The following is a 14,880-nucleotide window of genomic DNA, read 5'->3' as shown; positions in this document are numbered from 1 at the left end:
GTCCCCCTGAAATCCCCGGTATTCCCAAGGAGTTCGGTATGCGGAGAATTCGAGCGGTCGTGTACGGCGCCGGCGCCATGGGTGCCCTGGCGACCAGGCTCATGACCGAGAAGGGCGTCGAGATCGTCGGCGCCATCGCGCGGAATCCCGATAAAGTCGGCCGCGATCTCGGGGAGTTCGCCGGAATCGGCCGGCTCAACGTCCCGATCGAGGCGGACGCGGAACAGGTGCTGGCCACCCGCAGGCCGGATGTCGTCCTGCACGCGACGCAGAGCTTCCTGCCGGAGATCAAGGACCAGTTGGCGCTGTGCGTCCGCAGCGGCGCGAACGTGGTGACGATTTCCGAGGAATCCCTCTATCCCTGGTCCTCCTCCCCCGGCATCGCCGCCGAACTGGACGCGCTGGCCAAGCGGAACGGTGTGACGATCACCGGCTCCGGCCACCAGGACTCCTTCTGGCTCCACCAGGTCAGCGCCCTCCTGGGCACCGCGCACCGCATCGACTCGGTCTACGGGAAGGCCACTTGGAACGCCGACGAATACGGCGCCGCCATCATCCAGAGCAAACACGTCGGAGAGACCCTCGAGCAGTTCCAGGAGTCCATCGCGTCCGAACACCGCCCACCGACCTTCGGCGGCAACCTGCTCTCGGCACTGGCCCAGGCCACCGGCCTGACTCCCAAGGAGCGGAAGACCGAGATCAGCCCGGTCGTCGCGGACGAGGACCGGCACTCCAACAGCATCGGCGTCACCCTCTCCAAGGGGACGGTGATCGGCTACGCGGACATCGACGTGATGACCACCGTCGAAGGGCCCACCTTCACCTTCGAGATGTCGGGTTACGTCTTCGGTGAGGGCGAGAGCGACATGAACCAGTGGGTCGTCAAGGGCGAGCCCGACCTCTACCTCGACAACGGCCGGGTCCCCAGCTACACGACGACCTGTACGCAGTGGGTGAACCGCATCCCGGACGTCATCAACGCCCCGGCCGGCTTCGTGACCCCGGACCAGCTGCCCCCGCTCCGCTACCGGGCGCTGCCGATGCAGAACTACGTCACGCCCGGCGCTCTCGCGTAACGAGCAGCCGGCACACGACCGCACCAGCAGGGACATCCACTGCATTGAAATCGAAGGAGACACACATGACGCGCACCGTCGCGGTGGTCGGGCTGGGACAGATGGGCCGCAGCGCTCTCGGCATCCTGCTCGACCGGCTCCCCGACGCACAGTTCGTGGCGTTGGACCGGTCCGAGGAGGCGGTCGAGCACGCGGAATCGCTGGCACCGGAGCGGGTGACCGGGCGGATCGCCGACGTGTCGAAGGGCGAGGTGGACCTGACGGGAGTCGACGCCGTCGTCAACCTCACGGGCCCCTTCTTCGCCGGTTCCGACGCCGTGGCGCGCGCCGCACTGGCCGCAGGCGCCGCCTACGTCGACATCTGCGACGACGTCGAGGGCACCGAGGCCATCCTCGCCCTGGACGACGAGGCGAAGAAGGCGGGACTGCCCCTCATCACCGGTGCGGGCCTCTCCCCCGGCGTCTCCAACTGGATGGCCAGCCGCCTGCTGGACGCCCACCCCACCGCGGACGGCGTCCAGGTCGTCTGGCTCGTCCACGAGAGCGACCCGGGCGGTCTCGCCCCGCTGCGGCACATGCTGCACATGGCCGTGAGCACCTGCCCCGTCTACCGGGACGGAAAATGGGAGCAGTCGGCCGGCTTCGTACCGTCGACCGCCGCGTCGTACGCGTTCCCCGAGCCGCACGGTGTCATCGAGGCCTACGACACCGCCCACCCCGAACCGGTCACGCTCTCCCGGCACTACCCGCAGCTGACGTACGCGAGCTGCAAGGGCACGCTACGGCCCGCCTGGGCCAACGCCGCCTTCTCCACGCTCGGCCGGATCGGCTTCGGCCACACCGACGTCACGGTCGACATCGAGGGCACGCAGGTGGAGCCCGCCGAGTTCCTGTGGAAGCTGATGTGGGCCCGCTACAACCGCAAGCCCGATGAGCGGCCGAGCGCCTCCTCGGCGGTCCTCGTCCAGGCTCTGGCCGGCCAGGAGGTCCTCGGCTCCCTCGCGATCACCGACGACGCCCCGATGTCGCGCACCACAGGACTCGGCGCCGCCGTGGCGGCGGTCGTGCTCCTGGACCACGGTGCCCTTCCGGGCGCCTGGGGACCGGAGGCTCTGCGCTGGGACGTCGCACTGCCGCTGTACGAAGACATCCTTGTGTCCCTCGCCGGCGAGGGCTCCCGCATCACGCGCGTGCAGCCCACGCCCGCGGCCTAGTTCAAAGGTTGCCGCCATCATGCAGACAGAGAATCGGAGCGGGCCGGTGCGGACGCTGCCGGCGGCCTTGCGCGGCTGGGCACGCGAGAGTCCGGACCGAGTGGCCCTGCGCCACGGGGCCGAGCAGCTCACCTACGCCGGCCTGGACGCGAGCGTCGACCGAGTCGCCGTAACACTGGCGGCGCGCGGCGTGGCCAAGGGCGACCGGGTCGTCCTCATCGGCCGGAACACCGTGGCCTGGGTCGTGGCGTACCTCGCGTGCCTGCGCCTGGGCGTCGTCGTGGCCCCGGCCAACAACCGCCTGAACCCAGGGCAGTTGAGCGACCAGTGCGAACTGATCGAGGCGAAGGCCGTCCTCCACGACGCCTCCACCGCCGAACTCGTGCGGGACAGCGCGCAGTCGGACCGTGAGGTGATCGAGCTCGGCGAGCTGCTCCGCCGGGCCGACGGGTCGGCCGAGCCCGCGGCCCCTGCCCTTCCGGACGCGCCGAGCCCCGGTGACCTCGCCCTCATCAGCTTCACGTCCGGGACGACGGGCGTCCCCAAGGGCGCGATGCTGAGTCACGAGGCCCTGTTCAAGGGGGCCCTCGCGGTCGCCGAGTTCCACGGGAGCACCCAGGACGACAGCACGCTGGTCCTCGTACCGATCTTCCACAACACGGGATTCAACGACCAGTTCGGGCACATGCTCGTCGTCGGCGGCCGAACTCATCTGCTGACGAAGTACCGTACGGCCGACGCGATCGCCGAACTGCGGGAACGCCCGGTCACCTTCCTCGCCGCGGTGCCGAGCATCCTGCGCATGCTGATGATGTCCGAGGAGGCCGAGCACATCTACGGTCCCGCCTCGAAGCTCTTCTTCGGCGGCAGCCCGATGCCCGCGGCGTGGATCGACGAACTCCTCGGCCGATGGCCGCACTTGCGACTCACCCACGCCTACGGACTGAGTGAGTTCACCTCGATCGTCAGTCTCCTGCCGCACGAACTCGTCGCCGCCAAGGGCGAGTCGGTCGGCCTGCCGGCGCCGCGCGTACAGCTCAAGGTCGTGGACGAGCAGGGCCGTCGGCAGTCCCCGGGGGTGACCGGCGAGGTGTGGGTGTCCGGTCCCACCCGGATGACCGGCTACTGGCGTCAACCCGGGCTCACCGAGCAGAAGTTCAGGGGTGAGTGGCTCCGTACCGGAGACCTCGGCCGTCTCGACGACGAGGGCCTGCTGTGGCTCACCGGGCGGGTCGACGACGTGATCAACCGGGGCGGCGAGAAGATCCTGCCGTCCTTCGTCGAGTCGTGCATCGCCCAGCGTCCCGACGTCGGCCAGGTGGTGGTGTTCGGTATCGACGACCCGGTCCTGCACCAGCGGGTGGCCGCCGCCGTCGAGCCCCGCCCGGACACGCTCTTCGACGAGCGCGCGGCCCGCGACCACCTCGCACAACGGCTCCCCGACTACGCCGTCCCCGAGCGCTGGACCGTCTACGACAAGCTGCCGCTGACGGCCTCGGGGAAGGTCGACCGGCGCGAGGTCGCGCGGCGGTTCTCACACCACGCGGCCTCGGGAGTACCGGACGTATAAAAGCGGCTGCCGTCTTTGTGCGAGGAGCAATAATTCCGGCGTCGTCGTTGACATGGTTACCGGGCGGTAGCAACATCCCGCACAACTTCGTCGAAGGAGATGAATTGTGCGCGTGAAAACGCCCTTACGATTACGGACCGCTGCCGCCACCGGAATTGCCGTGACCCTCGCGGTCGCCGCATCCGGGCCTGCGGCAGCCATGCCGGCTCTCGGCGACTACGTCGCGCTGGGTGATTCCTACGTTGCCGGGCCCGGCATTCCGGAAACGGTCTCCGGCTCGGGGATCTGTGCCCGTTCCGACCACAACTACCCTTCGCTGGTGGCCCGGGCGACCGACCCCACGACCTTCACCGACGTCAGTTGCAGCGGCGCGGTGACGGACGACATGACGGGCCGCCAGCTCGGGATCGCGCCGCAATTCGACGCGTTGACGTCCGATACGGGACTGGTCACGCTCACGATCGGCGGGAATGACGCCGGGTTCGCGGGAATTGTCGTCACCTGCGTCGTGCTCAGCTTTTCCGACCCCACCGGCGCACCCTGCGAGAAGAACTACAACAGCGGCGGCACCGACCAGATTCTCCAAAAGCTCGACGAGATCGCGCCGAAGGTCGGAGCCGTGATCCAGGGAATCCACCAGCGCTCCCCGCACGCACGGGTGGCCGTCGTCGGCTACCCGGATCTGCTGCCCGCCGCCAAGTCGAAGTGCGCGGTGGACGTTCCCGTCGCGACCGGCGACGTACCGTACCTGAACAGCGTCGAACAGCGGCTGAACCGACTTCTCTCCGCCCAAGCCGCCGCCAACGGCGCCGAGTTCGTCGACACGTACGCCTCCAGCGTCGGCCACGATCTCTGCCAGGCGCCCGGTACACGCTGGGTCGAGGGTCTCCAGGACGTCCAGGACGCGGCCCCCATCCACCCGAACGCTCTCGGCATGGCGAACACGGCCGCGCAGGTGCTGTCCGGACTTCGGTGAGTGCCCGCCACACCATCACCGGCAAGCGCCTCCGGGCCGAACAGCTCCTGCCCGAATCGCCGCCGGATCAGCTCGCGTACCCGTAGAACCCGCGACCGCTCTTGCGCCCCAGGTGCCCTGCGGCGACCATGCGGCGCAAGAGCGCGGGAGGCGCGTACAGCGGCTCCTTGTACTCGTCGTACAGCGTGTCGGCGATGGACTCGACGGTGTCCAGGCCGACAAGGTCCAGCAGCCGCAGCGGCCCCATGGGGTGGGCGCAGCCGAGTTCCATCCCGCGGTCGATGTCCTCGGCGCTCGCCGAACCGGCCGCGACCATCCGCACGGCGGCGAGCAGATACGGCACGAGCAGGGCGTTGACCACGAAGCCCGAGCGGTCGGGGGCCTGGACGGTCACCTTGCCGAGCCGCTCGGTCGCGAAGCGACGCGTACGGTCCAAAGTGTCCGCACTCGTGGTGAGCGCGGGGATCAGCTCCACCAACTGCTGCACCGGCACCGGATTGAAGAAGTGCATCCCGATGACCTGCCCGGGGCGCTCGGTGGCGACCGAGAGATCGACGATGGGCAGCGAGGAGGTATTGGTGGCCAGGACCGCGTCCGGATCGGCAACGACCTTGTCCAGGGTCCGGATGACGTTGGTCCTGATGTCCCGGTTCTCGGCGACCGCCTCAATGACGAACTGACGGTCCGCCATGTCCCCGAGGTCGTGGGTGAAGGAAAGCCCGGCCAGGGCGAGGTCACGAGCTTCCTCGGTGAGTTTTCCGCGCCGGACTCCGCGGTCGAGGGAGTCGGTGATACGGCGCCTGCCGGCGTCGGCGGCTTCAGGAGTGGTCTCCGCGACGAGGACGTCGAGGCCACCGCGTGCGGCGACTTCGGCGATACCGGAGCCCATCAGGCCACAGCCGACGACACCGAGACGGGAGATGGTTTCCATGGTGAAGTCCTCTGGGTCTTAAGGGAGGTTGCGTGCCATGACGATGCGCTGGACCTGGTTGGTGCCCTCGTAGATCTGGGTGATCTTGGCGTCGCGCATCATGCGTTCGACCGGGTAGTCGCGGGTGTAGCCGTAGCCGCCGAGGAGCTGGACGGCGTCGACGGTGACCTCCATGGCGACGTCCGAGGCGAAGCACTTGGCGGCGGCGCCCTGGAAGGTGAGGTTCTTGTCGCCCCGTTCCGACGCGGCCGCGGCCTGGTAGGTGAGGGCGCGGGCGGCCTCGATCTTCATGGCCATGTCGGCGAGCATGAACTGGATGCCCTGGAAGTCGGCGATCGGCTTGCCGAACTGCTTGCGTTCCTTGACGTAGCCCTTGGCGTAGTCGAGGGCGCCCTGGGCGATGCCGAGGGCCTGGGCCGCGATGGTGATGCGGGTGTGGTCCAGGGTCTTCATCGCGGTGGCGAAGCCGGTGCCCTCCGCGCCGATCATGCGGTCGGCCGGGATGCGGACGTTGTCGAGGTAGACCTCGCGGGTCGGGGAGCCCTTGATGCCGAGCTTCTTCTCCGGGGCGCCGAAGGAGACACCCTCGTCCGCCTTCTCCACCACGAACGCGGAGATGCCCTTGGAGCGCTTCTCGGGGTCGGTCACCGCCATCACCGTGTAGTACTCGGAGACGCCCGCGTTGGTGATCCAGCGCTTCACACCGTTCAGGACGTAGTGGTCGCCGTCGCGGACCGCCTTCGTCTTCATGCCGGCCGCGTCCGAGCCCGCGTCCGGCTCGGAGAGGGCGTACGAGAACATCGCGTCGCCCTTGGCGAGCGGCGTCATGTACCGCTTCTTCAGGTCCTCGGAACCCGAGAGGATCACCGGGAGCGAGCCCAGCTTGTTCACCGCCGGGATCAGGGAGGAGGACGCGCACACGCGGGCCACCTCCTCGATCACGATCACCGTGGCCAGCGCGTCCGCACCGGTGCCGCCGTACTCCTCGGGGACGTGGACGGCGTGCAGGTCGTTCGCGACGAGGGCGTCCAGGGCCTCCTGCGGGAAGCGGGACTCCTCGTCCACCACTGCGGCGTACGGCGCGATCTTCGCCTCGGCCAGTGAACGGATCGCGTCGCGGAGCATGTCGTGCTCCTCCGACGGGCGGTACAGGTCGACATCGCGGCCCACGGGCACAACCTTCGAGAGAGCTGACAGGAATGGTACTGAGTACCCCACCTTAAGGGCACTGAGTGCCACAATCAAGAAGGCTATCGGCACTTGGTGTCATCAGTCAGGGAACTCAGTACCCTATGCTCGACTCCGACCACGCCGAGACTCCACCAGCAGCTCGATCGCCTCCCCCGCCAGGGCGACATCGGCGTCCAGCCGGGCGCGGTCACGGTATCCGTGCCATTGCAGACAGAGACCATCAAGATGCGACGCCACAATCCGGGCCAGCGGCTCCACGAGCTCTGGATCGTCACCGTCCACGAGGTGCTTCCGGAGCACATCGGCGAAGCGGTCGATGAACAGGTCGTAGGCCCGGGTGGCCAGTCCCGGATGCACGTCCTCCTGCCGAAGAGCCCACATGTACAGATCGAACTGCGCACGGGCGTAGTCGTCGTTCTCGATGTACCAGGTCATCGTGGTGTCCAGGAGGGACGCGGCGGTCTTCCCCAGCCCGGTGCCACCCTTGCTCGCGCCGATCCGTTCGAGCAACTGATCCGAAGCATGTTCAAAAACGGCGAAGAACAGCTGCTCCTTGGTATGAAAAACGTAGTGCAGCGTAGCCAGCGGCGCCTGGGCCGCCTCCGCGATACGACGGGTTGTCGCCCCCCTCGTCCCACGCTCGCCGATGACACGCACCGTCGCCTCGATGAAGTCCTGTCGGCGCTGATCCATGGGAACGCGAGCCATGCGCGAGCCTCCCTGATCCTTTGTCTGAGTCATATGAACAAGTCGCTTCGCAGTCTAGACCCGGATTTCGCACGTGGGGTTTGAGGTCTCCAGCCAGCGGGGGCGGGTTTCGTCGATGCCGAGGAGTTCGAGGAGGTGGGCTTGAACGGCGCGGGTGATCAGAATGGTTGGTGGGTCGGTGGCTGTTCCGACACGGATCCGGAGGTCGGCGAGGTGGTAGAGGATCATGCGTCCGGTCGGCCGGAGGGCACGGTTGTCGGGGTAGAGGCCGCGCATGCTCTGGTCGTCGCCCAGGGCCTGGCGGACCTGGCGTTCGATGAGGCAGAACACGAGCAGGGCCAGGCAGATCACGGTGATCAGGGCGGCGATGCGCCGGTTGTGGTGCAAGAAGACCGGGGCCACGGCGAGCGGGCCCTTGAAGTCGCTGTAGCGGCGCTCGACCATCGGCTGGCCCTTGTAGCGGATGAGGACCTCGGCGGCGTCGGCCACTGCGGGATCGAGGGTGGTCAGCAGCGCGTACCAGCCGTCCGTGGCGGCTTGGGCGGCCAGGACTTCCTGGTCGTAGTGCCAGGTCAGGGCGGGTCGGCCGGTCTCGTCGGTGCTGATGGAAGTGACCAGGCAGGAGCCGATACGGCGTTTGCTGGTGATCACACCGATCCGTGCGGTGACCTTCTGGGCGGTGGCGTAGTGCCGGCCGCCGCAGGCGGACTGGAGTTTGTCCAGTTCCTCACGGGCCTTGTCCAGGCGCCGGGTGCGGGCTGCCTGCTGGGCAGCGGCGTTGGCGCTGGAGTGGACCAGGATCCGGCGCACGGTGACCTGCGGGTCCCGCTTGCGTGGACCGGCCAGCGTCTGGGTGTCTTCCAGCACGCGGTAGCGGCCACGCTGCGCGGGTGGCTTGCCCGCGTCCCGCCCGGCGGTGTAGTCGACCAGGCGGGCCCGGCCCGCGTCGAGGCCGGCGAACAGGCCATCGGGAATCTTGGCCGCGGGCGCCGGGGCGATGAACTTCACCTGGGCTTCCTGAAGGGCCAGCAGGTTGCCGTAGGAGATCAGCTTCGAGTCGCCGACCATCAGGAAGTCGCGGGGCGCGGCCAGTTCACGCAGGGCCGTCATCGCCCCGACGACCTGGGAGACCTCGCCGGCCCCGCCGTCGTAAGCACGATGGAAAACGGGGATGCCGCCGTCCGCGGAGATCGCGATCCCGGCCTGGATCTGCTTCAAATCCGCCCGGCGGTCCTTGGGATGACCGTACTTGACCTGCGGGAACCCCTCTTCCGGCCTCTCGTGGGCGCCATGCAGGGACATGCTGGTCATGTCCCAGTGCAGGCGCGAGACATCGATCCCGAACCCGGCGATCGCGCTCGCCCCGACACTGCCGACGATGGCCTCCAGCTCGGGCGCGATGGCGTCCAGGGCACGGCCGATACGGTCGTCGTTGAGCAGGTCCGCCTCGATCCCGAAGACTTCCTCAACAGCCCACTCGCGGGCCCAGTCACCGACCCGCACCAGCGGCGCGGGCGCGGAAAGCCGGTTGGCGACCAGTACCTCGATGACCTGCCCATGAGTGAGATGCGCGACCTCCCGGACCGGACACAGCCCGTCGATGATCCCGGCCACGTCCAGCCGGCGCAGAAACTCGGCAGAGGCGGGCAGAGCACCCAGACGCCTCTCCACCACAGGCGCGATCTCCACGTTCATCCGTGGACGCTGCACCCGTGGCCGCTTGGCACGCGAAATCATCGACACATCACATCAACGACCACACCACCCACCCGACACCGCACACGCCCCGTTCCAACCGAACGAGGCACGTGCGAAATCCGGGTCTAGACGTCCAGCGGCGGCGACGAGCAGGCCTCCGGTCCGGATCCAGACGGATCTCTGCCGCCGGAAAAGAGCCTGATCATTTGATCAAGTCACTTGACCTGGGCATGCGTGCTGAATACCGTGGCCGAGCCACCGCCAACTCTTGTCGCTGCTGCCAGGAGGACATTTCATGAACGCCGTCTCCCACACCCAGTTGACCCCGCTGTCCTTCCTGGAGAGAACCGCCCGCGTATGGCCCGACAAGCCGGGAGTGATCTACGGGAACAGGAGCCTGAGCTACGGCGAGGTCGCCGCCCGGGCGACCCGCGTGGCCCACGCGCTTCGAGCGAGCGATGTGCGGGCCGGTGACCGTGTCGCCTATCTGATGCCGAACCTGCCCGAGATGCTCGTCGCGCACTTCGCGGTACCGCTCGCCCAGGCGGTGCTCGTCGCCGTCAACACCAGGCTCTCCGCCGAGGAGATCGCCTACATTCTGGATCACTCCGGCGCGAAGGTCCTGGTCACCGATGCGGCCTTCCTACCGACCGTCGCAGCCGCCGTCCAGGACGTCAGGACGGTCACCGAAGTCATCGTGTTCGAGGACACCGAGGCGGGCGGGAGCGTGGACCCCGCGGCAGCCGCGGCGATCGGATCGCGGCTGGTGAGCTACGCCGACTTCACGGCCCGCGGTTCGGACGAGCAGCTGAGCTGGTCGGTCGAGGACGAGCTCGCGCCGATCTCCATCAACTACACCTCGGGGACGACAGGCCGCCCGAAGGGCGTCGTGTACACCCACCGAGGCGCCTACCTGAACTCGTTCGGGGAGATCGTCCACTCCTCCCACCATCAGGACAGCGTCTATCTGTGGACCCTGCCGATGTTCCACTGCAATGGGTGGTGCACACCGTGGGCGGTGACCGGCATCGGCGGGACGCACGTCTGTCTGCGCGAGGTGCGCGGCGACGCGATCTGGCAGCAGATCCGTGAACATCGGGTCACCCACCTCAACGGGGCACCGACCGTGGTCACCACGATCCTGAACGCGGCGCAGGCCGGCCCCCTCGACCACCCGCTGGTGATCACCACCGCGGGTGCGCCGCCGAGCCCCACGACGATCCTGCAGATGGAGCGCATGGGCTTCGGGATCGTCCACGTCTACGGTCTGACCGAGACCTACGGGCCGTACTCCGTCTCCCAGGCCCAACCGCACTGGTCCGCCCTCCCCTCCGACGAAAGGGCAGTGGTCCAGGCCCGTCAGGGTGTCGGCATGATCCAGACCGAGGGCCTGCGCGTCGTGGACGAGGACATGGTCGACGTACCGGCTGACGGCAGTTCCATGGGCGAGATCGTGATGCGGGGCAACAACGTGATGGCGGGCTACTACCGCGACCCGGAGGGCACCGCCAAGGCATTCGCCGGCGGATGGTTCCACAGCGGCGACCTCGGCGTCATGCACCCCGACGGTTATGTCGAGCTGCGTGACCGGGCCAAGGACGTGGTGATATCCGGCGGCGAGAACATCTCCACCATCGAGGTGGAGCAGGCGCTGATGAGCCATGAGGCGGTTCTCGAAGTCGCCGTGGTCGGGGTGCCGGACGAGAAATGGGGGGAACGGCCGAAGGCCTTCGTCGTCCTCAAGGCGGGGAAGCAGGCCACCGAGGCGGAGCTGATCGAGCACGTCCGGGCGAAGATCGCCCGATACAAGGCGCCCCGGAACATCGACCTCGTGGCCGAACTGCCGAAGACCTCGACCGGGAAGATCCAGAAGTTCGCCCTGCGCGAGCCGGAGTGGGCCGGCCGCACCCATCGCGTGCACGGCTGACGAGGAGATCGCGGCCGTGGCGGCACCAGGTTGCGGACGCAAGGGCTCCGCGCCGGCGAGGGCGGCTACGTCCCTCGCCGATCTCCGTCACCACGGCCGCCCGGTCGCCGTACGCCAGGGCCGCGTGATCCAGGTACGAAACGGTCGCTGTCGCTGAAGTCCCCGTCGGCACCGAGGCCGTGGCAACCGGGGCGGTCCGAGGCGATCACGTGGGGCCCCTCAGCGAAGGGCCTCAGTCGGCAGCAACCGCAGGTCCGCGACAAGGTCCGACAAGGTGTAGGACGGCTGGGTCGAGGCGGTCGCGGCGCCGTGCAGTTGCCGCCAGGCGGCGCGGTGCGCGGTCTCGTACCGGGTGGGCTGGAGTTGCTCGCCGGCATCGTCGATCAGGAGCGCCGCCGTGGGCCGGGCGGTGTTCGGGTCGGCGAAGCGCAACTGCCACTGCTCGCCCCGGGAGCGAATGCTCAGCCGGGCCTGCGCGGAGCCGAGCGGTGAGAGTACCGAGGACAGTTGTACGGGTACGCCCCCGGCGTACGCCCCGGCCGTGTGACCGCGTTCGTCGAGGCCGGTGACCCGGAGCCCGGACACCGGGCCGACGACCAGCCGGACCAGGGCGAGCTGGTCGAGGAGGACGGCCGCCGGGGCGCGTCCGGCGGCGGTCGGCACCACCACGACCGTGTCCACCAGTACGGCACCGGCGGCCGCGGCGCGCAGCCGCTCCGCGTGCTCGGTGACCGTCGGGTCCAGTACCCAGGGAGAGTCGACGACCACCGGGATGCCCAACTCGTCTGCCAGGGCGGCCAGTTCACTCACTGTCGCCGGGTCGGCCGGGGTGACCCGGCTCAGCAGTACGGCCCGGGGCGGGTCGGCGTCCGTCAGCACGGCGCGCAGCCGGTCGGGCCAGTCCGGGGTGTCGGCGGTCACCGCCACCACGTCGGCGGGCCCGGTCTCGGTGCGGCGCAGCCACTGGGGCAGGCCGGCGAGCGTGCCGTGGGTGAACGGCACATCGAGGGCCGGGTCGAGGAGGACGGCCAGCGGAGGTGCGGTGGTCGTCGTAGGGCTGCTCCCTCGGAGTGCTGGACGGTCGCGGCGCGTTCGGCGATGTCGACGGCGTAGGCGAGGTCGTCGACCAGCCGCCCGACGTCGTAGCGCGGTACTGCGGTGCGATGGGCGAGGTCGGCGAGGTGCTGCCACTCGGCCTCGTAGCCGTTGGACGGGTACGGGCCGAAGCGGTGCTCACCGTCGGCGGTGCGCAGCGCGGCGTGGGCGGAGCCGGCTCGTACGTAGGAGGGGGTGAAGTCCAGGACGAGTTGTTCTCCCCCGACCGGCTCGCCGAATGGATCAACCACGGCGCCCCGGCCGGCTTCCCCGGACTCACCGGGCCGCGGCCGACCGGCTGAGACCGCGTCCTAGGTGGTGAGGCGGACGTCGAGACGTACATGGGGCGGATTGTTGTGGGAGATCTCGAAGCCGCGGATCCCGCCGTCGGGAGTGCGGCCGCCGGGCGGCGGAAGGCAGGACACAGGGCTAAAAGGAGAGGGCGAACACGCAGGCCCGAGCCCCGTGGACAGAGGCAAACCGGGCTCCAAGATGCACGTCCTGCCGGACGCCAACGGACTGCCCCTCCTCGTCGGCGTCTCGGCCGGCAACACACTCGACGCCAGAGACGAGTCCGACAAGCAGTTGGTCGTCGCCGGCGACACCTGGATCGCCTGGGGCGCCGCCCGCCCAGGCGCATACCAGCTCCTGTTCGAGAGCAACGACGCGCTGCCGGAGGCCAGAGCCGCGTACGGCCTCCGCCTCCAGGCACGCATCGTCGAACTCACGCGGCTCGTCGACCCGGACGCCCCCTTGCACGTCGCAGCTGTCAGCAACTGGCTGCGACTGACACTTTCACCACACTCTCCGGCCGACCGGCCCCTAGAACGTTGCCGCGGCCTTGGCGGAGGACGGGTCGTCCTCCAGCACGTGGTGCGGGTCGGTCATCACACCGTCGACCTCGATCCAGCCCATGAACGGCGGACTCGCCTCGTAGCCGAGGAGGCGCTGGACGCGGTCCGGCAGCCCCTTGACGACGTCGAGGGGCACGGAGAGGTACTGGTTCTCCTCCTGCCGGAGGTAGGCCAGGTCGAGGGTCAGGGTCAGCCCGGTCCGGGAGATGTCGGTGTTGTTGGTGCCGCCGGCGTGGTAGGTCGCCCCCAGCCAGATCAGCGCGGATCCCGCCGTCATCTCGGTCGGGACCGTCTCCTCCTCGCGGGGGCCGCGCTCGTCGTCCCACAGGTGGCTGCCGGGGATCACCAGTGTCCCGCCGTTGTCGGCGGTGAAGTCGGTGACGGCCAGCATGATCTGCACCCGGGCCTGGCGACCGCCCTCCGGGTGGCGCCACTGCCAGACCGCGTCGTCCCGGTGCAGCGGCTGAGAGCCCTCGCCGGGGTGGATGTCGATGAGCTGGGTGACTCCGACCTGGATGTTCGCAACCAGCTCCGCCCGCTCCTCGCCGAACCACACCGGGGTCGGGAGCTGGAGGTAGCGCTCCGCGGCACCGTAGAACAACGGGTGGGTGATGAGGTCGGTCATGCGCGGACTGTGCTTGAACAGGGCGCCGAGTCGACGCGTCTTGGCTCCGGCGAAGTCGTCCTGACCCCAGCCGACCCGCTCCAGCTCCGGCAGGAGGTCGGCCTTGATCGCGTCGAGGAGCTCGCTGTCGATGAAGTCCTTCACGATCACGCCGCCGTCGCGCGCGATCACGTCGCAGACGTCATCCACGGACGCGGTCGGTTCGAGTGTGGTGAGACCCATGGTGTTGCCCTCACAAGTTCAACGATGGTGTTCGCCGGAGCCCGGCGGGTGGATCGGGGCGAGAGAGTCAGCCGGCCCGGTGCCGCGACCGGCGGATCACATGGCCGACAGGATGTGGTTCAAGGCCGTGCCGCGCTCTCGTCCTCACTCGCCGCGAGGCCCCGTTCCCGCAATGCCGTCCGTACCCGTTCACCGATCTGCTCGGCGGAGCCGACGGCCTGGATCGTCAGCAGCCTGTCCGCGTAGTGGGCGAGGAGCGGAGCGGTCTGGCTGCGGTAGATCTGTTGCCGGTGCCGGATGACCTGCTCGGTGTCGTCCGCACGGCCACGGCCCAACAGCCTTGCCACTACGACGTCTTCGGGAGCGGTGAACTCCAGGACGGCGTCGATCCCGCCGTCCGCGCCGGGGAGCATCGACCCAAGTGCCTCCGCCTGTCGCACAGTTCGTGGGAAGCCGTCGAGGAGGAAACCCCGCCGCGTGTCCGGTTCCGCCAGCCGTCGGCGGATCATCTCGCCCGTGATGTGGTCGGGGACCAGCTCACCCGTGTCGAGATACCGCTGGGCATCCTGCCCCAGAGCCGTCCGCCGGCTGACGTGTTCGCGGAACAGATCGCCGGTCGAGATGTGCGGGATGCCTAGATCGTCGCGGAGGATGGCTGCCTGGGTGCCCTTGCCTGCGCCAGGAGGGCCGATGAGCACAAGTCGCATCTGGATAGGGATACCTTCCGATCGAGCCGCATCCATGACATGCCGGTACGGCGTCACTCCGTCACTCCTCACCAGCCGAGCAGGTT

General features: G+C 68.8%; 13 protein-coding genes and 1 pseudogene. 6 read left to right on the top strand and 8 right to left on the bottom strand.

The annotated features are described in order from the left end of the window. Positions 1-38: 38 nt before the first annotated feature. The 4 genes from OG496_RS50260 (at position 39) to OG496_RS50245 (ending at position 4,836) form a co-directional block, all read left to right on the top strand. Positions 39-1,076, top strand: a complete 1,038-nt coding sequence (locus tag OG496_RS50260; protein WP_405975713.1) for a dihydrodipicolinate reductase — start codon at positions 39-41, stop codon at positions 1,074-1,076. A gap of 65 nt (positions 1,077-1,141) precedes the next feature. Next, on the top strand, positions 1,142-2,290 hold the full coding sequence (locus tag OG496_RS50255) for a saccharopine dehydrogenase family protein (RefSeq protein ID WP_405975712.1): 1,149 nt from the start codon (positions 1,142-1,144) through the stop codon (positions 2,288-2,290). 19 nt (positions 2,291-2,309) lie between these two features. After that, entirely contained in the window at positions 2,310-3,860 is a 1,551-nt protein-coding gene (locus tag OG496_RS50250; protein WP_405975711.1) for a class I adenylate-forming enzyme family protein, read from the top strand. 160 nt (positions 3,861-4,020) lie between these two features. Continuing rightward, entirely contained in the window at positions 4,021-4,836 is an 816-nt protein-coding gene (locus OG496_RS50245) for an SGNH/GDSL hydrolase family protein (protein ID WP_405975710.1), read from the top strand. 67 nt (positions 4,837-4,903) lie between these two features. On the opposite strand, the gene OG496_RS50240 is transcribed toward OG496_RS50245, so the two are convergent. From OG496_RS50240 to OG496_RS50225, 4 genes are all read right to left on the bottom strand, one after another. Then, positions 4,904-5,767: a 3-hydroxybutyryl-CoA dehydrogenase gene (locus OG496_RS50240; RefSeq protein WP_405975709.1), complete on the bottom strand. Its 864-nt coding sequence runs from the start codon at positions 5,765-5,767 to the stop codon at positions 4,904-4,906. A gap of 18 nt (positions 5,768-5,785) precedes the next feature. Then, positions 5,786-6,937, bottom strand: a complete 1,152-nt coding sequence (locus tag OG496_RS50235) for an acyl-CoA dehydrogenase (protein ID WP_405975708.1) — start codon at positions 6,935-6,937, stop codon at positions 5,786-5,788. Positions 6,938-7,057: 120 nt separating this feature from the next. Continuing rightward, positions 7,058-7,666, bottom strand: coding sequence for a TetR/AcrR family transcriptional regulator (locus OG496_RS50230; protein ID WP_317772211.1), 609 nt, complete (start codon positions 7,664-7,666; stop codon positions 7,058-7,060). A 54-nt stretch (positions 7,667-7,720) separates the two neighbouring features. Further along, positions 7,721-9,361: an IS1634 family transposase gene (locus tag OG496_RS50225; protein ID WP_405969311.1), complete on the bottom strand. Its 1,641-nt coding sequence runs from the start codon at positions 9,359-9,361 to the stop codon at positions 7,721-7,723. Positions 9,362-9,659: 298 nt separating this feature from the next. Here OG496_RS50225 and OG496_RS50220 point away from each other — a divergent pair, with 298 nt between their 5' ends. Continuing rightward, a complete protein-coding gene (locus OG496_RS50220; RefSeq protein ID WP_405975707.1) occupies positions 9,660-11,291 on the top strand; it encodes a long-chain-fatty-acid--CoA ligase in 1,632 nt (543 codons plus the stop codon). A 219-nt stretch (positions 11,292-11,510) separates the two neighbouring features. On the opposite strand, the gene OG496_RS50215 is transcribed toward OG496_RS50220, so the two are convergent. Together OG496_RS50215 and OG496_RS50210 are read right to left on the bottom strand one after the other, a co-directional pair. After that, the gene (locus OG496_RS50215) at positions 11,511-12,293 is read right to left on the bottom strand and encodes a hypothetical protein (RefSeq protein WP_405975706.1); all 783 of its coding nucleotides are present in this window, start codon (positions 12,291-12,293) and stop codon (positions 11,511-11,513) included. Beyond that, the gene (locus OG496_RS50210) at positions 12,209-12,637 is read right to left on the bottom strand and encodes a hypothetical protein (RefSeq protein WP_405975705.1); all 429 of its coding nucleotides are present in this window, start codon (positions 12,635-12,637) and stop codon (positions 12,209-12,211) included. Before OG496_RS50210 ends, OG496_RS50215 begins: the two co-directional genes overlap by 85 nt. Before the next feature lie 67 nt (positions 12,638-12,704). On the opposite strand from OG496_RS50210, the pseudogene OG496_RS50205 reads away from it, so the two are divergent. Continuing rightward, positions 12,705-12,992: pseudogene (locus tag OG496_RS50205) on the top strand (hypothetical protein); the annotation flags it as partial. 216 nt (positions 12,993-13,208) lie between these two features. Here OG496_RS50205 and OG496_RS50200 read toward each other — a convergent pair. Beyond that, complete coding sequence (locus OG496_RS50200) at positions 13,209-14,087, bottom strand: phytanoyl-CoA dioxygenase family protein (protein ID WP_405975704.1); 879 nt, start codon at positions 14,085-14,087, stop codon at positions 13,209-13,211. 119 nt (positions 14,088-14,206) lie between these two features. After that, positions 14,207-14,794: an adenylate kinase gene (locus OG496_RS50195; RefSeq protein WP_405975703.1), complete on the bottom strand. Its 588-nt coding sequence runs from the start codon at positions 14,792-14,794 to the stop codon at positions 14,207-14,209. Positions 14,795-14,880 lie beyond the last annotated feature (86 nt).

The organism is Streptomyces sp. NBC_00988 (assembly GCF_045162645.1).
GTDB lineage: Bacteria > Actinomycetota > Actinomycetes > Streptomycetales > Streptomycetaceae > Streptomyces.
Note: the sequence above shows the minus strand (reverse complement) of the source record. Positions and strands in the feature narration are given on the sequence as shown.